This window comes from Bacillus sp. jun7 (assembly GCF_051034795.1).
Classification (GTDB): domain Bacteria; phylum Bacillota; class Bacilli; order Bacillales; family Bacillaceae; genus Bacillus; species Bacillus velezensis.
Genome location: NZ_CP093219.1, coordinates 366,276 through 392,459, shown reverse-complemented (window position 1 = coordinate 392,459; position 26,184 = coordinate 366,276). Strand labels below are relative to the sequence as shown.

Annotated in this window: 3 protein-coding genes; all 3 read right to left on the bottom strand. The window is 50.7% G+C overall.

Annotation, left to right across the window (positions count from 1 at the left end; all coding sequences use genetic code 11):
• Window positions 1-16: 16 nt before the first annotated feature.
• From MJQ52_RS01830 to MJQ52_RS01820, 3 genes are read right to left on the bottom strand one after another with little or no spacing between them, the layout of a single operon-like run.
• Window positions 17-10,792, bottom strand: coding sequence for a non-ribosomal peptide synthetase (locus MJQ52_RS01830; RefSeq protein ID WP_094246873.1), 10,776 nt, complete (start codon window positions 10,790-10,792; stop codon window positions 17-19).
• A gap of 25 nt (window positions 10,793-10,817) precedes the next feature.
• Window positions 10,818-18,467: a non-ribosomal peptide synthetase gene (locus tag MJQ52_RS01825; RefSeq protein ID WP_094246872.1), complete on the bottom strand. Its 7,650-nt coding sequence runs from the start codon at window positions 18,465-18,467 to the stop codon at window positions 10,818-10,820.
• Between the two features lie 15 nt (window positions 18,468-18,482).
• Window positions 18,483-26,180: a non-ribosomal peptide synthetase gene (locus MJQ52_RS01820; protein WP_094246871.1), complete on the bottom strand. Its 7,698-nt coding sequence runs from the start codon at window positions 26,178-26,180 to the stop codon at window positions 18,483-18,485.
• Between the last annotated feature and the right edge of the window lie 4 nt (window positions 26,181-26,184).

Here is a 26,184-nt window from a genome sequence, read left to right as displayed (position 1 = left end):
GTTCCTCCCGCTCGGTTTAGTGGAAGCTGAGTAAGTCGGCAATATCCTGCAATGCTTCCTCAGTCAGCTCCCGATCATCAAAGTCACTGACGGTCTTCTCCGTATCGGTTTTGCTGAGGCAGTGTTCCGACAGTTTCAGGAGATAATACCGGCAGCTTTCGGACAGCCGTTCGATCGTACCTTGCCGGAAGCGTTCCGTTTCATATGAAATGCTGACGGTCATCCGGCCTTTTGCCGCAATCGCGCTGATTTCAAGTGACTGCTCCCGTTTCCATGTATCTGTCACATCATCTCCGCCTCCCAAAGGAGAAAACTGAAACGCGTCAGGCTGTTCCGTTTCTGCCGGATTCCCGCCGGGCGCATCGAATTGTCCGAGATAATTAAAGCTGATCTCCGGTGCTTTCCCGAAAGTCATCCCGGCAAGCTTCGGCGGTGTTAAATATTTGAGGACGCCGTATCCGTTCCCTTTATCCGGAATGCGCCGCAATGTGTCTTTAACGGTTTTCAATGTGCGAATTTCATATTCTTCAAGAGGTTCATAAACTCCGCTCCGGACAAGCACCGGGTAAATGGAAGTGAACCACCCCACTGTCCTGCTGATGTCCGCACCTGCCTGCTCCGATTGGCGTCCGTGTCCTTCAAGGGCGATTTTCAAAGCGTGCCGCGGCGACCACTTTTGAACGGCAAGCACAGCGGAAGCCAACAGCACATCTTGCGTATCCGTATTGTAGGCGCTGTGCACATCTTTCAACAGGGCGTCCGTTTCACTTTCTGTCAGAGTGAAGGATACCGTGTTCCGTTTTTTTGCAGGGGTTTGAGATAGACCTGCCTGCTCGTAAGGAAGACTTTCTGTTTCATAGTGTTCAATCTCCCGCCAATACTCCGCCTGCTGAAGAAGCTGTCTGCTTTCGGCATAATCGGCCAGCTGCTCCGTATATGTTTTGAATGACATGGTTTTCGGAGGGAGTTTGATTTCCTGTCCAGAGGCGGCCTGCTCATAAGCAGAAGCCAAGTCTTCCAATAAAATCCGCCATGATATCCCGTCGACAGCGAGATGATGGACGGTCAGAAACAAGTAATCTTCTGCTTCAGAGCGGAACAGCCCCGCCTGTACCAGCGGCCCGTTCTCCAAATCCATGTTTCTCTGAAGCTCTGCGACGCGGCGTTTTATAACACGTTCCTTCTCATGCTCATCGCCTTCCGTTTCTAATATGGTCAGGTTGTAAAGCTGCTCATCTGCGAGGTCAGCCGGTCTGTTGAAGAGGAGAAGACCTTTCTCTTCGTCTTTTTTGCAGACAAGGCGCAAGGCATCATGATGAACGGTAATGGCTTTTAACGTTTTCCTCAGAGCCTCTTCATCTATTGAATTTGTTCTCGTCAGCATGACGGACTGGTTAAAATGATTTGCTTCCTTCATGTCTTGTGTGAAGAACCATTTGTGAACCGGCGACCACTTCACTTCTCCTTCTGCGGGAGCTTGGCTGACCGGCTGCCGCTCTGTACAGACATAAGGAGCCAGCTCTCTAATTGTCGGCCGGCTGAAAATATCTTTTACGGCGATCTGTTTTCCTGCCTGATGTAATCGGGCTGATACTTGCAGGGCTTTGATGGAATCGCCGCCCAGTTCAAAAAATGATTGATCCGCGGCAATGTTTTCAGTTCCGAGCACTTCGCTCCAAATCGCGGAAAGCTCTTTTTCCAAGTCGCTTTCAGGCTCCGTAAATGCCCGTCCGGTGTGCGCTTTTTTCCGCGGCTCAGGAAGCGCGCGGCGGTCAAGCTTCCCGTTCGGTGTGACAGGCAGGGCTTCAAGTGTTTCAAAGAATGCCGGCACCATATAAGCGGGCATTTCATTTCTGAGTGCCTGCTGCACGGTTTCACTTTCTGTTCCTTCTTCTGTCACGATATAAGCGCATAGTTCCGTTTGGCCTGCTGATGCGGACAGAGCGGTAACGGCTGCTTCCTTGACACCTTTTATGCCTGTTAAGGCCGATTCAATTTCTTTCAGTTCCACCCGGTAGCCTCTGATTTTGACTTGCTCGTCCATTCGGCCGATATATTGCAGCGTGCCGTCCGGCAGCCATTTTGCCAGATCGCCCGTGCGGTACATGCGCCGGTTCTTGTGGAACGGGTCTTGGACAAAGGCTTGGGCCGTTTGCTTAGGAAGATTGCGGTACCCTCTTGCAAGGCCGGAACCCGAAATGCAAAGTTCTCCCGTTACACCGATCGGCTGCGGGTGATCCCCGTTTAAAATATAAACGTGTGAATGCTCAATCGGACGGCCGATCGTAATGTTCTCACTTTGTTCTATATGTCTTGCCGCTGTAGTGGCGACGCTGTTTTCCGTCGGGCCGTACTCATTGGCAAGCTCCGTGTGAGGACAAACTGATAAACTGCGGCTGATAATGTTTTGGTCGACAGCTTCTCCAGCTAATGTGACAATTCTGAGAGACTCTGCATCCCCCGGCTCCAGTACGTCAAGCAGTGTACGGTACAGTACGGGAACAATGATCATGTGAGTGATGCGGTAAGATGCAAGATAGTGTTTAATGGCAAGAATATCTCTTGCTTCATCTTCAGCTGGAACGGCCGCCTTCGCACCTGAAATCAGCGGTGTGAACATACTTGTTACAAAACCGTCAAAGGAAAATGAAAAAAGCTGAAGAACTGTATCTTTCTCATTCAGATCATAAAATCCGCTGCGCCATTGAAGGGTTTTGCTGACGGAACGATGTTCGACCATAACCCCTTTCGGCCTGCCTGTCGTCCCGGACGTGTAAATGATGTAAGCCAAATCTTCCGGTGCTGATAATGGCTGAACCGGTGATGCGTCTTGTTCTTGGATATCCTCCAGTGCGAGCACTTCACCTTTAAAATGATCAGGCACTTGATCTATCGCGCCGTGTACGGTAAGGAGAAGCGCTGTGCCGCTGTCTGAAATGATATATCGCTTGCGTTCCTCCGGGTATTCAGGATCTATCGGGACGTAGGCGCCCCCGGCTTTCCAAACCCCGAAGACTGCGGCGACTTGTTCCGGTGATCTTGGTATCACAATGCCGACGGCGGCATTCGGTCCGATCTGCCGTTTTTGCAGAGCTCTGGCGATTTTATTCGACCATTCATCTAATTCTTTATATGTGACCAACGTTTCCCCGCTGATAAGGGCTGCCGCATCCGGTGTTTTTCGCGCCTGAGTGATGAACAGTTCATGAACTGTTTTTTCAGGCAGCTGTTTATCCGTCATGCCGTTAAAGTCCGAAAGAATTCGGTCCCGTTCCGCAGCAGTCAGCATGCTGATCGCTTGTATAGAAGTTTCCGGTTCACGGACAATGTGTTCAAGCATCGTCATAAAGTGGGAAGCCCAGCGCTGCATCGTTTCTTTCCGGAATAAAGACGCCGCATATTCAAACAGAAAATGAATCTGTCCCCCGCCTTCAGAAGCCTGCAAAGTGACATCAAATTTGGAAACCGGACGGGACACGTCCGCAGGCTGAATATGCAAACCGTCCAACAGCAATTCCTCATGTTCCATATTCTGAACGACAAGCATGGCATCAAACAGCGGATTACGGCTTGTGTCCCGCTGCACGCCGATCCGCTCCACAAGCTCTTCAAACGGGTAGTCCTGATGTTCATACGCCTCAAGCGCCGCCTGGCGGACTTCCGCCAAATAATCGGTGAACCGTTTGTCCCCCTTCGGCTCCGTTCTGATGGCCAGCGTGTTGACGAACATGCCGAGAATCGGTTCAAGGTCTTTATGCGGACGCCCGGCAATCGGCGAGCCGACGATGATGTCTTCCTGCCCGCTCAATCTCGCGAGTAACGTATTGTACGCGGCGAGAAGCACCATATACAAAGTGGAGCCGTGATCCCGGGCGATGCGGTGAAGGCCGGATGCCGTTTCAGCGTCAAGCGTGCACGATACGCTGCCGCCCGCAAAGCTTCTGACAGCCGGACGGGGCTTGTCAGCCGGAAGCTCCAGCACCGGAAGCTCTCCTTCTAGCCGCTTCAGCCAATACGCTTCCTGCTTCTGATACCCTTCTTTCTGCTGAAACGACCGCTGCCAGACGGCATAGTCTTTATATTGAAGGCGCATCGGCGCAAGCGAACGGCCTGCGTACAGCTCGCCGAATTCTTTAATCAAGGTGTTGACGGACACACCGTCAGAAATAATATGATGCATATCCGTTAATAAAAGATGGCGTTCGTCCGATTCTTTCACGAGGGCCGCACGGAAGAGCGGCGCTTCCTCCAGACAAAACGGCCGGACGAATGCGTCAGCTGACTCGGCCTCATCGAGCTGAAACGGTACACTGTCATGGATGCGCTGCACCGGTTCGCCGTCAGGCCCCGTTTCAAAGGACGTTCTGAGCGATTCATGCCGCTCCACAAGCTCCCGGAACGTCGCCTCCAGCCGGACACGGTCAAGCGGGCCCGTCAGCTCCAGCACAGCTGGCATATTGTAGCCGACACCGCCGTCTTCAAGCTGCTGGAGCACATACATCCGTTTCTGCGCCGAAGACACCGGGTAGGTATCTTGTGTTTGCGCAGGCTGAATCGCTTCATACGGGCTCTCTTCCAATTCCTGAATAACCGAAGCGAGCTCTTCCACCGTCGGCCGGGCGAAGATGTCCTGTAACGGCACCTGAACACCGAACTCTTTGGCGATGCGGGAGACGAGAGCCGTCGCTTTTAACGAATGGCCGCCCCGCTCAAAAAAGTGATCCCGGATGCCGACGGGTCCGTTTTTCAGCACCTCTTCCCAAAGAGCGCAAAGCTTCATTTCCGTGACGTTCCGCGGGGCTGTGTACGCCCGTCTGTCTGCCGATCCGCCGGGAGCCGGCAGCGCGCGGCGGTCAAGTTTTCCGCTCGGCGTGACCGGCCATTCGCTCATCTCTATAAACTGAGCCGGCATCATGTAGGCCGGAAGGCGTGCCGCGAGCTCCGCCCGCACGTCATCGCTTTTTCGTCCTTCAATATAGGCGTAAAGTGCGGTTTCACCGTGTTCGGTCCGGGCGGTGACCGCCGCCTCACGAATGCCGTCAATTCGCCGGATCGCCGCTTCGATTTCTCCCGGTTCAATCCGGTAGCCGCGGACTTTCACCTGTCCGTCTGAACGGCCGAGCCATTCGACAAGGCCATCTTCTGTCCAGCGTGCAATATCGCCCGTCTGATACATGCGTTCTCCCGGGTAAAACGGATCATCGAGAAAGCGCTCCTCCGTCAGCTCAGGCCGGTTCAGATAGCCCCGGGCCACGCCTGTCCCCGCGATATACAGCTCTCCGATACAGCCCGGCGGCAGAAGCTGTCTCTTTTGATTTAAAATATACAGCCGCATGTTATGTCCGGAAATGCCGATCGGAACATTGTGAAATTCCTTTCCTTGCGGCAAATCAAAGTACGCCGCTTCTACCGTCGCTTCCGTCGGACCGTAGGAATTTGTCAATTCCGTTCCCGGCAGAAGGTCATAAAAACGGGAAACCAAGTGCGGGCCCAATTGTTCGCCGCCGGCAAAAACCCTTTTCAAGCAGGTCTTTTTGATCGGCTGTTTTCTGGAATTTATATATTCCAAGAAAGCATGAAGCATGGATGGCACAAAATGAGCTGCCGTTATGCGGTTTTTCTCCAATGCGTTCAGTATCATTTCAGGGTCTTTCTCGCCGCCTTGCGGAAGGAGAAAAACAGAAGCTCCCGCGATCGGCCACCAAAACAGCTCCCAAATCGAAGCATCGAAAGAGTATGATGTTTTATGCAGAATGGTGTCGGAATCCTTTAATCCATAACGCGTTTGCAGCGAGTATAAAAAGTTTACGGCTGACTGATGTTCAACCTGCACGCCTTTTGGGCGTCCCGTAGAACCGGATGTATAGATGATATAAGCCAATGAATCAGGTTTTACCGGAACATTGGGGTTGGCCGCAGCTTCCGGGTTTCCTGTTTGCCCGCTTTTCAGAGAGATCGTTTCTCCCTCAAAAAGATCTGGTGCGAAAAGTTCTGGTTCTGCCAGTAAGAATTTCACGCCGCTGTCTTTCAGTAAAAAGCGAATCCGCTCTTCCGGATAATCCGGATCAATCGGCAGATATGCACCGCCTGCTTTTAAGACAGCGTAAATGCCGATCAGCATGTCAGGAGAACGCCGGCCCATAATGGCAGTTTTATCCTCCAGCCTTATTCCCCGCTTGATCAGCCGGTGCGCAAGCTCATTCGCTCTTTCGTTCAGCTCCTGATACGTAATCGAAATGTCATCAGTTAAAATCGCCGGACGGTCCGGCGTTTTTTCCGCCTGTTGTTCCAGCAGATCATGAAGAGGCTGATGAAGCGGAAACGCCGTTTTCTGCAAGGGGCTGAATTCTTGAAGCAGAGACACTTCTTCTTTTTCTGACAAAACAGAAATATCGTCTAATTCCAAACTCGGATCAGCTGCGGCGTTTTCGGCAAGTGTCGTGAAAAATTCCGCCCATTTTTGAATCGTTTTTCTCTCAAACAAATCGGTGCTGTATTCAAACTGGCAGTACAATTCACCGGCGTTTTCGGAGATGTACAGCGATAAGTCAAATTTAGAAATCGGCAGGCTGACGTCTGCCGGCTGCAGTTCAAGTCCGGCTGCCCTAAGCTTCTGCTGTTCCATATTTTGCAGCGCAAATGTTGTGTCAAACAGCGGATTTCTGGACATGTCCCGCGGCACACCGAGCTTATCGACGAGCTCTTCTAACGGGTAATCCTGATGTTCGTAAGCCTCAAGCGCTGTTTGGCGAATTTCCTTTAAATATTCTTTGAACGTCATGCTTCCGTCGGGACGCGTCCTGAAAGCGAGCGTATTGACAAACATGCCCAGAACGGCGTCAAGGTCGGCATGAGGCCTTCCTGCAATCGGAGACCCGACAATCATATCTTCCTGTCCGCTTAAACGGGCTAACAGAACCGTGTACACACCGAGCAGCGTCATATAAAGTGTGCATTTGTTTTCTTTCGCCAGCTTTTTCAACTGTGCTGTATGTTTTTCGCTGATGACAAATGACACCCGGTCACCGGAAAAGCTCCGCACCGGGGGACGCGGCTTATCAGCCGGCAATTCAAGCACGGGAATCTCCCCGGCAAGCCGGTTCAGCCAGTACTCCTCTTGTTTCCGATATGCGGCGCCCGCCATAAATGATTGCTGCCAGACGGCATAATCTTTGTATTGAATCCGTAACGGCGGCAGACTTCTCTCGGCATACAGCTCACTGAATTCACGTATCAAAAGATTGACGGATACGCCGTCTGAAATAATATGATGCATGTCAGCTAAAAGCAGATGCCGGTCTTTTTCTATTTGGACAAATCCCGCCCGGAAAAGAGGCGCTTTGCCGAGATCGAACGGCCGGATAAACGCTTCGGCTGATTGTTCTTTTGTAAATGCAAACGGCACTTCATCATGAATCCTCTGCACAGGCCGGCCGTTTTTTTCTTCAAAGGACGTTCTGAGCGGTTCATGCCGCCGGATCAGCTCCTTGAACACGGCTTCCATCCTGTCTCGGTCAAACGGCCCCTTCATTTCTAATACGGCTGGAATGTTATAGCTGACACCGCCATTTTCAAGCTGGTGAAGGACATACATCCGTTTTTGAGCGGATGAGACGGGATAAGTTTCTTTTGTTTCTGTCTTTTCTATGGATGCGAACGGATTCTCTTCTGCTTCACCGATGATTTTGGCGAGTTCTTCTACAGTCGGATAGCTGAAGACATCACTCAGCGGGATTTGCACGCTGCACTCTTTAGCTATTTTTGCAACGAGTGCCGTCGCCTTTAATGAATGGCCGCCAAGCTCGAAAAAGTGATCGTGAACGCCGATCGGGCCGGTTTGAAGCACTTCTTCCCATATGCGGGTAAGCTTCAGCTCGGTCACATTCCGTGGAGCTGTATATCGACGGCCCGCTGCGTACGCCGAAGCTTCCGGAAGGGCCCGCTGATCGACTTTGCCGTTTCCAGTGAGCGGAATCGAGTCAACGAAAGCCCATTTGACCGGAATCATATAATCAGGCAGCTCCTTGGCCAAATCACTTCGCAGCTGAGAAGGATCAGTCGCTTGTGAGACGCTGCAGTAGGCGCATAATTCATTTTCGCCCGACTCATTCGTTTGAATCAGCACGGCAGCTTCTTTCACGGCATGATGATTTGCCAGGACGGTTTCAATTTCCTTTGGTTCAATCCGGTACCCTCTGATCTTCACTTGATCATCTGTCCGGCCGATGTATTCAATTTGGCCGTCCGCACGCAGTCTTGCCAAATCTCCGGTCCGGTACATGACGGCGCCCGTTCTGAACGGATCCGGCAAAAATTTCTCTTCGGTCAGCGCCGGATTGTTCACATAGCCTCTTCCTGTATTCGCTCCGGAAATATACAATTCTCCCGCAATTCCGAGAGGCTGAAGCTGTCTGTTTTTGCTGAGAATATACATTTTGTTATGATGGATCGGTTTCCCGATCGGCGGATGTTCAGGTATGTCATCTCCCGCAGAAATCGTATACGTTGAAACCACGTGGGTTTCTGACGGGCCGTAATGATTATGCAGCTGCATACCGTGTAAACGGAGCGTCTGCCTGAACAAACGTGAGATAGTCAGCTGCTCCCCGGCCGTAATGACATGCTTCACACAGCGGGGAAAAGACTGTGCATAACCTTCTTCATTGAAAAGCATCTTGACAAACGCAGTCGGGAAAAACACCACTTCCGTTTTGTGCTGATCGATAAACGAATACAGCTGAGAAACATCCCGTTTGATAGATTCGGGCACGATACAAAGGGTGCCGCCGCTCAAGAGTACTGAAAATAACTCCTGATAGCAGACGTCAAACGCCAAAGATGCGTACTGCAGCACATTTGTGCAAAAATCAATGTCTGTGTTCGTCAATTGGTCAGAAAGAAGGTTGGCCATATTTTTATGTTCGAGCAGCACGCCCTTCGGTTTCCCTGTCGTACCGGATGTATAAATCATATAAAGGAGGTCGTCCGCCGTATTAATGGATTGCACATTGCTTCCGTCCGCTTCCGTCCCGGCCTCTTCTATATATGTAACCTGCAGCGTTTGTTCCGCGGGGAGTGACTGATGCCGCTCTGTTACAACATGGATGCAGCCGCTGTTTTCAATAACATATCGGATACGCTCCTTTGGACTGCCGGGATCTATCGGGACAAAGGCGCCGCCCGCTTTTAAAATACCGAGAACGGCCGCCGCTAAAGAAGGGGAACGGCCGAGCATGACGCCTACCGGCTCCTCCCGCTTTAATCCGCGTTTTTGCAGCAGACGGGCCAGCTTATTAGCCGATTCATTCAGCTCTTTGTACGTCACTGACCCGCCTTCATACCGGATCGCGATTTGATCCGGCGTTTGTGCGGCCTGCCGTTCAAACATCGCATGAATCGTGTCATACTCAGGCTTTTCAGTTTCTTCAGAAATCGGAGCAAGCAGCTGCTCTTTTTCCTCAGGAGTGATGATTACAAGCTTATCCGGCGTGATATCAGGTTTGTCGAGAATCTGGGAAACGATATGTGTCAAATGACCTTTGATATTTTCGATAAATTGGCGGTCATACACGCTTGAATCGTATCTCATTTTCAAATGAATCTCGTCACCCGGCGCCACCATAAGATAAAAACTGTAATTGGTTTCGTCTTCCATGCTGAAATCATGGATGTGAAAAAGGTCTTTCGTTTCCCCGTTGCTGTTCAGCACATCGAGCTCCTGTTCAACCGGATAATTCTCAAAGACGAGAATATGGTCAATTAAGCCTTGTTTTACCTGTGAATTCGCCTGTATATCATAAAGCGGATGATAGCTGTATGCCTGTCCTTTCAAAGCGTCCTTTTGCACGTTTTTGATCAGCTTTTGAAACGGGATGTCCGCCCCGCTGATCCGGACAGGCACGGTATTAATGAACAGGCCGATCATTCGCTCGATGCCTTCGATTTCAGACGGCCTTCCGGAAATTACAGAACCAAAAACCGCATCTTCTGTCTGGTTATACACCTGAAGCAAAATGCCCCAGAGCGTGTGGAAAATGGTGCTCAGCGTGACCTCTTCTTTCACGGCCAGATCTTTCAGCTTAGCCGTGTCCTCTTTTGAAAAGGAAAACGTCACTTCCTCTTGTCTGCTTTCGCCGGCTTTTTTCTGCTTCGGCAGAACAGTCTGCTGCTCAAAGCCTTCAAGGTATCGCTCCCAGTACGAAGCGGCTTTTTCTTTATCTTGCTCCATCAGCCACTTGATGTAGGTCCCGTACGGCACAGCAGGCTCAAGCGTTAACGGTGTCCGGCGGAGGCGCGAGGCGTATATCTGGAAGAACTCTTTCAGCACGATCCCGAGACACCAGCCATCCATAATAATGTGATGAAAACTCCATATGCACGTATATTCACATTCTCCGGTTTGAAGCAGCGTCACCCGCATCAGCATGTCTTTTTGCAGGTGAAATCCTTTCTTTCGGTCTCTTCGTTTGGCTTCTTCAATATGCTTGATTTGATCAGCCTTGTTTAAATTGGTGAGATTTTCCTCAATGATGCTGACGTTCCGCTCTTTTAATACGACCTGCTGCGGCACTGACACGTTCTGGCTGATAAAGATCGTTCTGAAAATATCATGTCTTTCGAAAAGGGCATGAACGCTCTCTTCAAACACGCGGGTGTCAACCTTCCCTGTTATTGAAAAAGAGGCCTGCTCGGCGTAAGCTTGTGATTCCTTTTGCAGGAGGGAATGAAAAAGCATTCCTTCCTGCATATAAGACAGCGGATAAATATCCTGAATTGCATTCTTTTTTGTCATGTTATAATCTCCCCGTCGCCTTTTTCTACAGTTCCTCGACAAAACTCGCTATGCTGTCCAAATCATCAGATGTTAACGTTTTGCTGCTAAAATCACTAACGGTTTTTTCTGCTTCCTCTTTGCCGGTGCAGTGCGCCATAATATCACGCAAATATTGCTGTAAGGTTTGCAGCAGCTGTTCCATCGTTTCTTTGCGGAAGCGGCTCGGCGGATAGCTCAAACTGAAGTGCAGTTTATGTTGTGCAGCCATCGCGCTCATTTCCACCGCTTGTTCCCGCTGCCATGTCGGCGTGATGTCGTGCCCGCTCGCAAGACCGGATAAACTGAATGTGTGCTGATCTTCTGTATCATTGAATTGCCCTAAATAGTTAAAGCTGATTTCAGGCGCTTGTCTGAAGCGGATTGTTTTTTGTTCAGATGGTGTCATGTATTTTAAAATGCCGTAGCCTATTCCTTTATCCGGTATTCTTCCGAGTGTGTCTTTGACCGTTTTTACAGCCGTTCCAAGCTCAGCGCCTGCTGTGTTCAAGTCAATGAGCACCGGGTACATGGAGGTAAACCAGCCTACGGTGCGGCTGATGTCGAGCTCCGGCATGATGTGCTCTCTCCCGTGCCCTTCCATCGCGATGCGCAGTCTGCCGCCCCCTGTCCAGTCCCGTAAAGCCAAAGCTGCGGCAGTCAGAAGAATATCTTGCGTATCGGTATGGTAGGCCCGGTTGACCTGCTGAAGCAAAACGGACGTTTCTTCTTCTGTAAGCGTAAAGCTTACCGTTTGCCGAACGCTGTCGGCTCCCGTCTGATACTGCGGTTTTTCATAAGGAAGTTCGGCGGCTGTTTCTTCTTCAATAAAACGCCAATATTCTTCTTCACGCATCAGCTTGCTGCTTTTTGCGTATTCTGAAAGCCTTACGGCGTATTGCTTAAACGAATCGGTCTTTGGCGGAAGCTGGACCGGCTGACCTTTTACGGCTTGTGTGTAAGCGGCAGATAAATCCTCCAGCAGAATACGCCATGACACTCCGTCAACCGACAGGTGATGTACGGTGATGAATAAATAATCCCCTGACCGGGTTTTGAACCATCCGGCTTTTAATAACGGCCCTTTTTCAATATCCATCCGCTGTTGGAGCGCAGCCACTTCATCTTCTATTTCTCTTTCCCAAGTATCTGTCTCAGACAGATCCCAAATGTCCAAGCTGTACAGTTCTTCTTTTTGAATACCGTGATTGATTTGTCTGATACTTTCGTTTTCTGCACTGACGGTGATCCGGAGTGCATCATGATGAATGACAAGATGCTCCAAAGCTTGTTTGAGCGGCTGTTTATGCAATGCGTCAGAGCTGAACATCATGACGGACTGATTGAAATGATTTCTGTTTTCCATCCGCTGTGATAAAAACCAGTGCTGAACGGGTGTCCAAGGTATGTCTCCTTCCACCGGCCGCTGATCGATGACTCTTTCCGCTTTCCGGATAAGAGGCGCGAGTTCCTTAATGGACGGATGCCGGAATAAGTCACTTGCCGTCATTTTCCACCCGTAGCGTCCGAGCCGTGCGGCAACTTGCAGCGCTTTGATTGAATCGCCGCCCAACTCAAAAAATGAATCCTCAATCCCGACTTGTTTTGTGCCGAGCACTTCCTGCCAGATCACGGAAAGCTGTTCTTCAAGCTCATTGCGGGGAGCTGTGTACGCGGTTTGAAGCGCAAGCTCCGGTTCGGGCAGATTTTTCCGATCCAATTTACCGTTCGGCGTAAGCGGCAGCTTCTCAAGTTCCATCATATAGGCCGGAACCATGTAATTCGGCAGTTGCTTAGAAAGTGAAGAACGCACTTTTTCTGTATCCATGTCCGCCTGCAGACTCATATATGCGATCAGTTCTTTATTGCCGGACTGCCCGGTTCTGACTGACACGGCAGCTTCTTTCACGCCGTCCAGGCTCCTCAGTGCGGCTTCAATCTCTCCCAGCTCGACCCGATAACCGCGGATTTTCACTTGATCATCCATCCGTCCGGCATATTCAATCGTTCCGTCCGGCAGCCAGCGGGCTAAATCTCCGGTGCGGTACATCCGTTCTCCGGGAACAAAAGGATTAGGGACAAATTTTTCTTCCGTCAGCTCAGGGCGGCCGAAATATCCTCTTGCCACACCGTCTCCGCCTGTGCATAATTCGCCGATGACGCCTATCGGCTGCGGTGTTCCCCTGCTGTTTATGATATATGCGGTTGAATTTCCGACAGGGCGGCCGATCGGGATTGAATGATCGTATGATTGTTCAATCAAAAAGCAAGTCGAGAACGTCGTGTTTTCAGTCGGTCCGTATCCATTCCATACTGAGAGATGCGGCAGCGCATTCCGAACCCGGTTTACATGGCTCGGGGACAGTGCTTCCCCGCCGATAATCAATCGGGACAATCCTGAAAACACGTATTCATTTTGTTCTGATAGATGATTGAACAAAGACGATGTCAGCCACAGTGTCGTAATGCCGTTTTGCTGTATAAATGTGTCCAGAACATCAGAGTCGAGATAGGTTTCCTGGTCACTTACATATAAAGAAGCGCCGTTTAAAAGCGGGCCGAATATTTCAAATGTCGTTACATCAAATCCTAATGATGAAGTAAACAACAGTCTGTCTTCCGGCGTAAAATCAATATAATTGCTGTTTTTCACAAGGCGGATCACGCTTCGCTGTTCAATCATGACGCCTTTTGGCGCACCTGTTGACCCGGACGTATAAATCATGTAGGCCAATGATTCAGGTCCGCCGAGCGTTTCGGAATTTTCCGAACTCAAGCCGGCCTTTGTTTGAATATCCTCTATGAATAAACGTTTTCCTGAAAGCGGCAGACCGTCAAGTTTATCAGATTGGAGAAGAATATCAGCTTTACAGTCTTTAAGCATCCACTCAGCCCGTTCCCGAGGCACATCGTCACCGATAGGCAAGTAGGCGCCTCCCGCTTTTAATATTCCGAGGATTCCGGAAGCAAGCTCTGTTGTGCGGCCGGTTAATAAGGCGACAACACTTTCCGGACCGACGCCATTTGATCGGAGAGCCGCCGCTATTCTGTTAGCCCGTTCGTTCAGCTCACGGTATGTCAAGATTTGTCCATCATATACAACTGCCCGGGCATCGGGGGTTTCTTCAGCCTGACGCTCAAATAAACGGCTGATGGTTTCGTGTCTTGGGTAATCGCTTTTCGTCTGATTAAACTGATAAATGACGCGATTTGTTTCAGCATCATCCAGTACGTGAATGTCACCAAGCGGTATTGTTTGGTCTTCAATTACTTTTGTAAGAATTCGGGTAAAGTAAGAAAGCCATTTTTCGATTGTCTGTTTTTGATAGATATCTGTATTGAATTCAAAATCAAAGCTGATGGAACCGTCAGACCCTTCCGCCGCGTAAAGCGTGGCATCAAACTTTGCGGTTTTATGACCTGTATCCGCAGCTTGAGTCAAATGCAGCTCATTTAAATTCAGGGATTCACGCTCCATATTTTGGAGCACAAACATCACGTCAAACAGCGGATTACGGCTTGTGTCCCGCTGCACGCCGAGCCGTTCCACCAGCTCTTCAAACGGGTAGTCCTGATGTTCATACGCTTCAAGCGCCGCCTGGCGGACTTCCGCCAAATAATCGGTAAACGGTTTGTCCCCCTTCGGCTCCGTTCTGATGGCGAGTGTATTGACGAACATCCCCAGAATCGGTTCAAGGTCTTTGTGCGGACGCCCGGCAATCGGCGAGCCGACGATGATGTCTTCCTGCCCGCTCAACCGCGCGAGTAACGTATTGTACGCGGCGAGAAGCACCATATACAAAGTGGAGCCGTGATCCCGGGCGATGCGGTGAAGGCCGGATGCCGTTTCAGCGTCAAGCGTGCACGATACGCTGCCGCCCGCAAAGCTTCTGACCGCCGGACGGGACTTGTCAGCCGGAAGCTCAAGCACCGGAAGCTCTCCTTCTAGCCGCTTCAGCCAATAGGCTTCCTGCTTCTGATATCCTTCTTTCTCCTGAAACGACCGCTGCCAGACGGCATAGTCTTTATATTGAAGGCGCATCGGCGCAAGCGAACGGCCTGCGTACAGCTCGCCGAATTCTTTTATCAAGGTGTTGACGGACACACCGTCAGAAATTATATGATGCATATCCGTTAATAAAAGATGGCGTTCGTCCGATTCTTTCACGAGAGCCGCACGGAAGAGCGGCGCTTCCTCCAGACAAAACGGTCGGACGAATGCGTCAGCTGACTCGGCCTCATCGAGCTGAAACGGTACGCTGTCATGGATGCGCTGCACCGGTTCGCCGTCAGGCCCCGTTTCAAAGGACGTTCTGAGCGACTCGTGCCGCTCCACAAGCTGCCGGAACGTCTCCTCCAGCCGGACACGGTCAAGCGGGCCCGTCAGTTCCAGCACAGCCGGCATATTGTAGCCGACACCGCCGTCTTCAAGCTGCTGGAGCACATACATCCGTTTCTGCGCCGAAGACACCGGGTAGGTATCTTGTGTTTGCGCAGGCTGAATCGCTTCATACGGGCTCTCTTCCAATTCCTGAATAACCGAGGCGAGCTCTTCCACCGTCGGCCGGGCGAAGATGTCCTGTAACGGCACCTGAACACCGAACTCTTTGGCGATGCGGGAGATGAGAGCCGTCGCTTTTAACGAATGGCCGCCCCGCTCAAAAAAGTGATCCCGGATGCCGACGGGTCCGTTTTTCAGCACCTCTTCCCAAAGGGCGCAAAGCTTCATTTCCGTGACGTTCCGCGGGGCGGTGTACGCCTGTTTGTCTGCCGTTCCGCCGGGAGCCGGCAGCGCGCGGCGGTCAAGCTTTCCGCTCGGCGTGACCGGCCATTCGCTCATCTCTATAAACTGAGCCGGCATCATGTAGGCCGGAAGACGTTTCGCAAGCTCCGCCCGCACGTCATCGCTTTTTCGTCCTTCAATATAGGCGTAAAGCGCGGTTTCGCCGTGTTCGGTCCGGGCGGTGACCGCCGCCTCACGAATGCCGTCAATTCGCCGGATCGCCGCTTCGATTTCTCCCGGTTCAATCCGGTAGCCGCGGACTTTCACTTGTCCGTCTGAACGCCCGAGCCATTCAACAAGGCCGTCTTCTGTCCAGCGTGCGATATCGCCCGTCTGATACATGCGTTCTCCCGGATAAAACGGATCATCGAGAAAGCGCTCCTCCGTCAGCTCAGGGCGGTTCAGATAGCCCCGGGCCACGCCGGTCCCCGCGATGTACAGCTCTCCTGCCACGCCCGCAGGCTGGATGGCTCCTCCGCTATCTAATACATACAGACGGGCACCAGGAACGGGTTTTCCGATCGGAAGCCGCGTCCGTCCGCTGTCCCGTTTTCGATCACAGACGTAAAAGGCCGCATCGACCGTCGCTTCCGTCGGCCCGTAGCCGTGAATAAGCACGGTCTCCGGCAGAAGATCGGCAAACCGGGCAGCCGTAAGCGGGGAAAGAGCTTCCCCTCCGGCAAACACGCGTGTCAGTGTTCTGCCGAGGCGGGTTCTTGTTTCTGCAGGCTCAGTTTCCAGCGCGTCTAAAAAGCTGTTGACCATCGCCGGAATAAAATGTGCGGTCGTCACCTTTTCAGAAGAAAAAGCTTCAATCATCTGCACTGGATCTTTCTCCCAGCCGGCCGGAAGCAGATACACGGAGGCGCCGGACATCGTCCACCAAAACAATTGCCAGATGGAGGCGTCGAATGAAAAGGATGATTTCAGCACGATAATATCCTCTTCCGTTAACGGAAACTGCCCTTGCATCCCTGATAAAAAGGCGGCGGCTTGACGGTGTTCAACAGCCACTCCCTTCGGTGTTCCCGTCGAACCGGACGTATAAATGATATAAGCGAGCGAATCAGCATCCGCTTCGTCAGAGACAGCCCCTGTCTCCGTCTCACTTGTCAGAGAAGAAAGAGACACTTCTAGCGTTTCGCCGGAAAAACCGGAAACGGATAACCCCGGCTGTGCAAGCAGGAGACAAGCGCCGCAGTCATCGAGCATATAGCGCAGCCTGTCCTCAGGATAGTCAGGGTCAAGCGGCACATAGGCGCCGCCCGCTTTTAACACGGCAAGCACAGAAACCGCCATCTCCGGCGAGCGTTCGGCGAGTACGCCGACCATGCTTTCTTTGCGGACGCCTTTTTGGCGGAGCCGGACGGCGAGCCTGTCCGTATACTGATCGAGCTCGGCGTACGTCAGCATACCGTCCGGAAAACGGAGCGCCGGACGATGCGGCGAAAGCGCGGCGCGGCGGGCAAACAGCCCGTGAAGAGTCGGAGCCGGCGGTTCAACCGTTTCTGTATGGTTAAATGCATCCATCATACTTCTGGCTTCACACGCATCCAGCAATGCGATCTCGGAAGCGCCGATTTCAGGGTCGGAAATGACTGAGTTCACCATATGCCGTAAAAATGTTTCGATATTCTTCATAAAAACATCGTCGTATATACCGGTATCAAATTTTAAGCGGATATAAAGAGAATTGCCCGGAATCACCTTTATGCTGCATCCGTAGTTTGTGACTTCTTCCATCGTGAAATCCTCTACCGCAAAATCAAATGAACCGGCCTGACTCACATTTTCAATTTCACGCTGGGCCGGCACATTTTCAAACACGATAATATGGTCAAACAGCGCTTGCTTCAGAGGGCTTTGCGCCTGAATGTCATACAGCGGATAATAGCTGTAAGCTTCTGCTTGCAGCGTCTCCTGCTGCAAATGCCTGACAAGCTCCAGAAAAGAAAATGAACCGCTTTTCACCCGTACGGGAATCGTATTAATAAACAGTCCCACCATTTTTTCCACGCCTGCGAGATCCGACGGCCGGCCGGAAACGACAGAACCGAAAACGGCATCATCACAGCGGCTGACACGCTGCAGCAAAATGCCCCACAGTGCCTGGAACACTGTATTCAGCGTTGCTCCAGCCCTTGCCGCAATGTTCTTCAGCTTATTTGTCTGCTCTTCAGAAATGGTGAAAACCGCCTGCTCAAGTTCGCCGTTTGGTTCCGCGGATTTTTTCGGAAGAGACGCCGATTGCTCAAGATCGGCAAGTCTCGTTTTCCAAAAAATCTCGGCTTCTTTACGATCCTGCTTCATGAGCCATTTAATATACTTCCCATATGGCTGAACAGGCTCGAGAGACGGAAGCCGTCCGTCTCCCAGAGATTGATAGATCATCAGAAATTCCTTCATGACAATTCCGAAGCACCAGCCATCCATGACAATATGATGATGGCTCCATATACAAACATAGCGTTCAGGCGCTTTTTTCAAAATGGAGACTCTCATGAGAGGATCTGATTGCAAATCAAAGCCTTTATCTTTATCTTCTTTTCTGAACCGGTCGGCATATTTGTCTTGCGCCTTCTCGTCCAAATGAGAAATATCATGAAACTGAACGCGGCTCGGCCTGTTTTTCAACACGACTTGGCGGGGCTTCGCCACATTCTTATGAATAAATGTCGTACGGAAAATATCGTATCGTTCAAAAACAGCATCTATACTTTTTTGGAATCGTTCCCGGTCAAGCTGTCCGCTGATCGTAAACACCGCTTGTTCGAAGTAGGCTCTTGAGTCATGATCCAACAGAGAATGAAAAAGCATGCCCTCCTGCATAAAAGACAAAGGATATATATCTTGTATTTCCGGTTGCTGCCCCATTGCGCCACTCCTTTTCTATAGTTTGTTGACGGCTCCCATAATGTCATTCAGATCTTCCAGCGTTAACTCCTCGTCACTGAAATCAGCGGCGCTCCATTCACGCTCCTCTTTGCCTGTGCAATGCGTGATGATCTGCTTGAGAAAGGTATGAAAATATCCCGTCAAAACTTCAATCGTTTCTTTTTGATACTGAAAACGGTTGTACACGACATGCATGCTGAGACATTCCGACGATACGGAGCCGCTGATATCAAGTGTGTACGGACGTTCCCAGTCTGGGCTGACTTCATTTCCCGCTTTTACGGGAGAAACACCGAAGCCGCTGGAACGGATTTCCCGGTCAAACTGTCCCAGATAGTTAAAACTGATTTCAGGAGAATCAGATTCAGTCTCTCCCCAGAGTTTGCTTATATATTTCAGCACCCCGTATCCCGCTCCTTTATGCGGTATGCGGCGCATCATGTCTTTTGTCCGCTTAATGTGATAGCCGAGACGCTCGCCGTCATCAGGCTGATCTTGAAAACTTGCGTCAACCAATACCGGATAAATTGACGTAAACCAGCCGATGGTTCTGCTGATATCAAGATGCTCCAGATGCTCTTCCCTTCCATGGCCTTCCATGCTGATTTTGAATGTCTCGTTTCCGGTCCATCTGTTCAGCGCTAGGCTTAACGCGGCAAGCAATAATTCGCCCGTCTCTGTTGTGTATGCTCTGTTTGCTTCCGTTAACAGCTGCTCAGTCTCCTGTTTTGTCAATGTAACGGTCATCACATCTGTATCTTTCAGAAGATTGGAAGAGGTGCGGGCATCTTTCGGAAGCGGTTTGACCGCCGCTTTTTCTCTTTCGGACCAGTAGTCTGCTTCCTGTAACAGCCGGCGGCTTTTTGCATAATCAGAGATTTGCTTTGCGTAAGTCTGATAGGAATCGGTTTTCGCCGGAAGCGCGGTTTCTTTTCCTTCGAGCGCCTGCCTGTAGCACGCGGTGAGATCTTCAAATAAAATCCGCCATGACACCCCGTCAATGACAAGGTGATGAATGGAAAGCAGCAGATGATCGCCATCAGCGGCATGAAATAAGCCGACAGCTACGAGCGGACCCGTCTCCAGCCGAATGGAAGTTTGAATACAGGCGGCCGCCTGTTCAATTGCGGCGTGCTCCTCTTGTAATGAACCTTTCTCTCTTACGTCATGCGTTTCAAACGTAAAGAGTTCTTCTTCAGAAAGGTTTTCTGCTCTGTTATATTGAATCACTGATCCGTTTTGTGTGCCGCATACCATCCGTAATGCGTCATGATGAACCGCGAGCTGCGCCAGCGCTTTTCTCATAGCAGATTCATTGATTCTGTCCGCACTGCGGAGCATAACGGACTGATTAAAATGATCATACGGCAATGATTGCGAAAAGAACCAGTGCTGGATCGGCGTCAGCGGCACGTCTCCCGTGACGGGAGACTGATCAATCACGCGGCGGACTTTCCGGAGCCGCATCGACACTTCTCCCAGTGTCTGATGCTCGAACAGCTCGCGGACGGTCGTTTCATAGCCCTGCTGTTTCAGCCTCGCACATACTTGCAGCGCTTTAATCGAATCCCCGCCGAGATGGAAGAAATGAGCATTGGGGCCGAGTCCTTCAACACCTAAGAGTTCTTCCCAGATGTCAGCCATCATTTCTTCAGTTTCATTTCTCAGGCTGATATCATCTCCAAGGCTTTCATTTAATTCAGGCTGCGGGAGTGCCTTCTCGTCCAGCTTCCCATTCGCCGTCAAAGGCAGTTCATCAAGCTCTATCAAGCGTGCGGGAATCATATATTCCGGCAGAAAAGCTCTGAGAGAGGCCTGAACCTCTGCTTCTTTTATTTTTTCATTCCCGTGTAAGACCGCGTATGCGTAAATGGAGTGCTGACCGTGCTGATCAGCACGTGTGATCACGGCGGCCTCTTTCACGAAGGAAAGCTCCTGCAGCGCTGATTTTATTTCTCCCAGCTCAATTCTGTGGCCTCTGACTTTTACTTGCGCATCTTTCCGCCCGACATATTCCAGCTCGCCATTTGAGAGTCTTTTGGCAATATCGCCCGTCCGGTAGAGCCGCATGCCGGTATTGTGCGGATTCGTGATGAACCGGGAGGCGGTTAAATCATCCCTGTTTACATATCCCCTCGCGACGCCTTCCCCGCCGATATAAAGCTCACCTGGAATTCCGATCGGCTGCGGATTCATATAGGCGTCCATGACAAAAGCATGAAGGGTTTCCAGCGGTCTGCCGATATTGCTTTTATTTCTCTCAATATCATCCATCTTCAGTTTTTTGCATGTGACGTGAACCGTGGTTTCCGTAATGCCGTACATATTAACAAGCTCCGTCTCCGGGTACTTCTCTTTCCAGCTTTTCAGCATGCCGGGCTGAAGCGCTTCTCCGCCGAAAATGACATATCGAAGCTTCAGCTTGTCCGCATGCCCGGCCTCTTCATGAATGAGTCCGGAAAAAGCCGTCGGCGTTTGATTCAGCACCGTTACGCCTTCACTTTGCAGCAGCTGCCGGTACAAATGCGGATCACGGGCTGTTTCTTTCGGCACGATAACTACCTTTCCGCCGTATAAGAGCGCGCCGAATATTTCCCAGACAGAAAAATCAAAACAATAGGAGTGGAACAGCGTCCAGACGTCTCCAGAGCCGAAATCAAACGGCAGTCCTTTATGTGTGATAAGGCTGATGACATTGCGGTGTTCCGTCATAACGCCTTTCGGTTTTCCGGTTGTGCCCGATGTGTAAATCACGTAAGCCGGCTGTTCAGGCGTTATCATTTCTTTCGTTCTGTCTGCTGAAACGGATTCAGGCTTATCAATGTATAATACCGGCAGCCCGTCCATTCCGGATATCCCAAGACCCGATTGCGTCAACAGAACACGCGCGCCGCTGTCAGTCAGCATAAATGAAATCCGCTCGTCCGGATAGTCAGGATCAATCGGCAGATAAGCCCCTCCCGCTTTTAAAATACCGAGAATCCCAATCAGCATATCCGGGGATCGTTCGGTCATAATTCCGACAATCTGTCCGGAGCGGATGCCGTTTTCCGACAGCATATCAGCGATTCGATCCGCCTTGTCATTGAGCTCGCGGTATGTGAGACGCTCATCGGACATAACGGCTGCAATTTGATCCGGCATTTTTTCCGCCTGTGCTTCAAATAAACTGACGATCGTCTCATGCCTCGGATACTCAGCTGTTTGATTTTCCGCTTGAAGAAGCATCTGCCGCTCGTTTGTGTCCAGCAAATGAATGTCAGACAGCTTCTGCTCATCATCCGATGCGATTTGTCCTAAAAGCTCTTTAAAATGACCGGCCCACCGTTCGATCGTATCTTTTTCAAACAACGCGGTACTGTATTCAAAATGAAAATCCAGTGAGCCGTCCGGCTGTTCCTCGGCATGAAGCGTCAAGTCGAATTTTGAAATGTCATGTTTCACTGCATGTGAAGAAACGGATAAGCCCGGAAGGTTCACTTTGAAATCATCACTGTTTTGCAAAACGAGCATGGCATCAAACAGCGGATTGCGATTGACTTCCCGGTGTGTATCAAGCTTTTGGGCAAGTTCTTCAAACGGGAAGTCCTGATGTTCGGCTGCGCCGAGGGCAAGCATTTTCACCTCTTCTAAATAAGCGCGGAATGTCTTATCCCCTTTCGGCCTGCTTCTCATTGCTACGGTATTTACAAACATGCCGATGACCCCATCAAGCTCAGCGCGGCTTCTGCCGGCCGCAGGTGAACCGACGATAATGTCTTCCTGCCCGCTCAATTTAGAAAGGAACAAGGAGTAGCCTGCCAAAAGAATCATATACAGCGTCGAACCCGTCTCATCCATAAGCCGGCGCAAATTCTCCGCCGTTTCTTTTTGAAGGCGCGTTCGTACAACGGACCCGCTGAAATCAGGAAGCTGCGGGCGCTTTTTATCGAGCGGCAGATCAAGAACGGGAATGTTTTCCCCGATCGCATCCAGCCAATACCGCTCATGTCTTTTGAATTCTTCAGCGGCGAACCGCTCATGCTGCCAGACGGAAAAATCTTTGTACTGAAGTTTTAACGGCCGCAGCTCTTTTCCTCTGTACAAATCCGTCAATTCTTGAATCAGAACGCTCATTGACACACCGTCTGCGATAAGATGATGCATATCAAGCAGCAGAAAATGACGTTCTTCAGTGGCTTTGGCTAAAGTCACTCTCAAAAGCGGCGCTTGTTCCACGTCAAACGGCTTGACGAAAGTTTCCATTGTCGCTTGAAGAAGTGTCCCGGATGGCATATGAATCTCTGTGAGATCGAGATCGACATGTGAATGTATGTGCTGCATCGGCTCCCCGTTTCGCAAAACAAATGATGTGCGTAACGCTTCATGCCTTTGTAACAGCGCTGAAAAGGCTTCGTGCAGACGATCACGGTTGAGTCTGCCGCTCAGCTCCAGACAAGCGGGCATATGATAGCCCGTACTGTCCGCCGCAAGCTGATGAAGGGCATAGAGCCTTTTTTGCGCAAAAGATAGCGGGTACAAGTCCTTTGCCTCCGCAGGCGTGATTTCTGCATATTCTCCTCTTTTCCTCTGTTCTAGGAAGCGGGCCATGCTCTCGATAGTCGGATGTTCAAAAACATGGCGGACGGCAAGTTCAATTTGCAGCCGTTTATGTATCTTTGAAACAAGCGACGCGGCTTTCAGCGACTGTCCGCCGATTTGGAAGAAATCATCTCTCATACTGATGTGTTCCCGTTTCAGCACTTCTTGCCAAATAGACAGCAGCTCAGTCTCAAGCATTGTGCGCGGAGCTTGATAATCACCGGTTCTCTCGGCTTCTTTCGGCTCAGGAAGTGCGGCCCGGTCAAGTTTTCCGCTCACAGACAGCGGCATTTCCGTCAATTTGGTAAAGCTTCCCGGGATCATATAAGCAGGTAATCTCCCGGCCAATTCGGCATGAGGATCAAATGTCACACCCGCGTTTTCCAGTACGACATAAGCTGCAAGCTCCTGTTCCCCGTCCGCCGTTTTGTGCACGATGACTGCCGCCTCTTTTACCCCGGACAGACTTCTGAGTGCCGTTTCGATTTCCCCTAATTCAATTCTGTAACCTCTTACCTTCACTTGATCGTCAAAGCGTCCCATATATTCAATCGTTCCGTCCGGTAAAAATCGGGCTGCATCTCCCGTTCTGTACAGCCGTTCACCTTTACGAAACGGATGAGGGGTAAAGACTTTGTCCGTCAGCTCTTTTTGCTGAAAATATCCGTCCGCCAGACCTTTTCCGGAAATACACAGTTCACCGACGGCTCCGACCGGCTGCAGCCGATCTCCGTGCATCATATAGACAGAAGTGTTGGCAATCGGGCGCCCGATCGTAATCCGGCTGCTTTTTTGCAGGTTGCGCAGAACCGTCGTGGCCACACTGTTTTCCGTCGGGCCGTATTCATTCAGCAGCTCGGCATTCGGGCATATGTTGCGGCTCGCTTCCACGATATCAGGGGTGGCCGCTTCCCCGGCAAATGTCACCGCCCGAAGCGTCTGCGCATCCTTTTTCGTCAGCGAATCAAGCAGAACGCGATACAGAGACGGAACGATCAGAAGATGGCTCACTCCGTGGCGGGCGATTTTCTGTTTTATTGAAAGGACGTCTTTCGCATCATCTTCATCAGTTAACAGTACACAGGCGCCCGACAGAAGCGGAGTGAAAAGACTCGTTAATGACCCGTCAAATACGTATGAAAAAAGATGAAGCGCTATGTCTCCTTCTGTCATCCCGTATTCTTCACGCCGCCATTGCAATGTATTGCTGATCGCTTTGTGTGGTACAAGCACCCCTTTCGGCCGGCCTGTCGTTCCGGAGGTGTAAATGACATACGCCCAATTTCCGCTGTCAGACACCGGCGGAAGCGGTGCGGTCTGCTGGGAAACCGTTTCCTCCATGATGACGACGCTGCCCTTGAAATGCGGCGGAATGAGGGGGAGCAGGTCTTTTTCAGTCACGAGCAGTGAGGCTTCACTGTCTCTCAGTAAAAATGAAATCCGTTCAGGCGGAAATTCCGCATCAATCGGCATATAGGCGCTGCCCGACTTCCAAATTCCGAGCAGAGCGGCAACCGTACTCATTGATCGGCGCAGCATAACAGCGGTGATCTGATCGGAACGGGCGCCTTTTTCCCTTAACGCATGGGCAATCTGATTCGCCCGCTGATTTAATTTTTTGTAGCTCCAGCTTACTCCGTTATATCTCAACGCCTCTTGGTCAGGCGTTTTTGCCGCCTGTTCTTCAAACAGCCCATGAACGGTTGTCTCAGGGTACGGACGGTTCGTTTCGTTAAACGAATGAATCAGGGCTTCTTCCTCCGGAGGTACGAGACTGATGCTTGATAAAAGCCTGTCCGAATCTTCCGTTACACAGGAGATGACCTCCAGAATATGCCCTTTGATCCGTTTCATGTCTTCCCGATCGTAGATGCCCGCATTGTAGCTGAATTTTACATAAAACTCTTCTCCCGGAACGATGACGACGTTAAGATCGTAATTGGTTTCTTCCGCCATCGAAAAGTTTTCAAGTGAGAGCGCACTGCTTTCCGTTTGCTGCCAGCCGTTTACCGCAGCCTGCATCTGAACCGGATAATTTTCAAAGACAAGGATATGGTTCAAGAGATCTTTTTGCAGACCGCTCTCGTTTTGGATGTCATAAAGCGGATAATAGCTGTGCTCTTCCGCAGCGAGTGACTCTTTTTGCACCTTTTTGAGAAGAGAAGAAAAAGTCATATCCCCAGCCGCGCGCACCCTTACCGGCACGGTATTGATAAACAGTCCGGCCATGGATTCAATGCCGGCGATAGCTGACGGCCTGCCGGAAACAACTGAACCGAATACCGCATCTTCAGTGCCGTTGTAACGATGGAGAAGCAGACCCCAAATGCCCGTAAATATAGTATTCAGCGTGACCCCAATGCCTCGGGCAATGTCTGTCAGTTTTTGTACGGTTTCAGGCTCAAGGGAAAATTGAAAATGCTCAGATGCATAACCGTTTTGCGCCGGCTTATTCTTCGTCTGCGGAACGGAAACGGTTTCTCCGTAATCTTCCAAGCAGCGCGACCAGAACGCTGACGTTTCTTCTTTATTCCGGCTTCGGAGCCATTTGATATAAGCGCTGTAAGGAGCCGGACTGCCGAGGTTTACAGGCCGCCCGTTCCGGATCGCATAATACATGCTGAAGAAATCTTTCAGTACAATGCCCAAGCTCCAGCCGTCCATCATAATGTGATGATGAGTCCAAACGCATGTATGGCGGTTTTCTCCCGTTTGAAAAAGAGTCAAGCGCATTAAGGGGCCTTTTTGCAGATCAAACCCCTTATGCCGGTCGTTTTCCTTAAATTCGTCAATGATGCTTTGCTGCCGTTCTTCCGAATAGTCTGAAATGTTCTCAGTCTGTACGGCAGTGTCACGGCGTGAAAGGACAACCTGCTGCGGCCCTTCAAGGTCAGGCACTTCTTTTATGAAAATCGTTCTGAAAATATCATAACGGCTGACAAGCATATCCAGACTTTTTTGGAATGTATCAATGCATAAATCCCCGCTGACTGTAAACGAAATCTGCTCGACATATGCGTTTGATCCGGAATCCAGAAGCGAATGAAACAGCATGCCTTCCTGCATATATGATAAAGGGTAAATATCTTGAATTTCTGTCGCTTGTGTCACGAAT

Bases quoted from the DNA above. Each gene is read 5' to 3' on its own strand.
- MJQ52_RS01830 (WP_094246873.1), bottom strand. From the start codon at position 10,792: ATGACAAAAAAGAATGCAATTCAGGATATTTATCCGCTGTCTTATATG.
- MJQ52_RS01825 (WP_094246872.1), bottom strand. From the start codon at position 18,467: ATGGGGCAGCAACCGGAAATACAAGATATATATCCTTTGTCTTTTATG.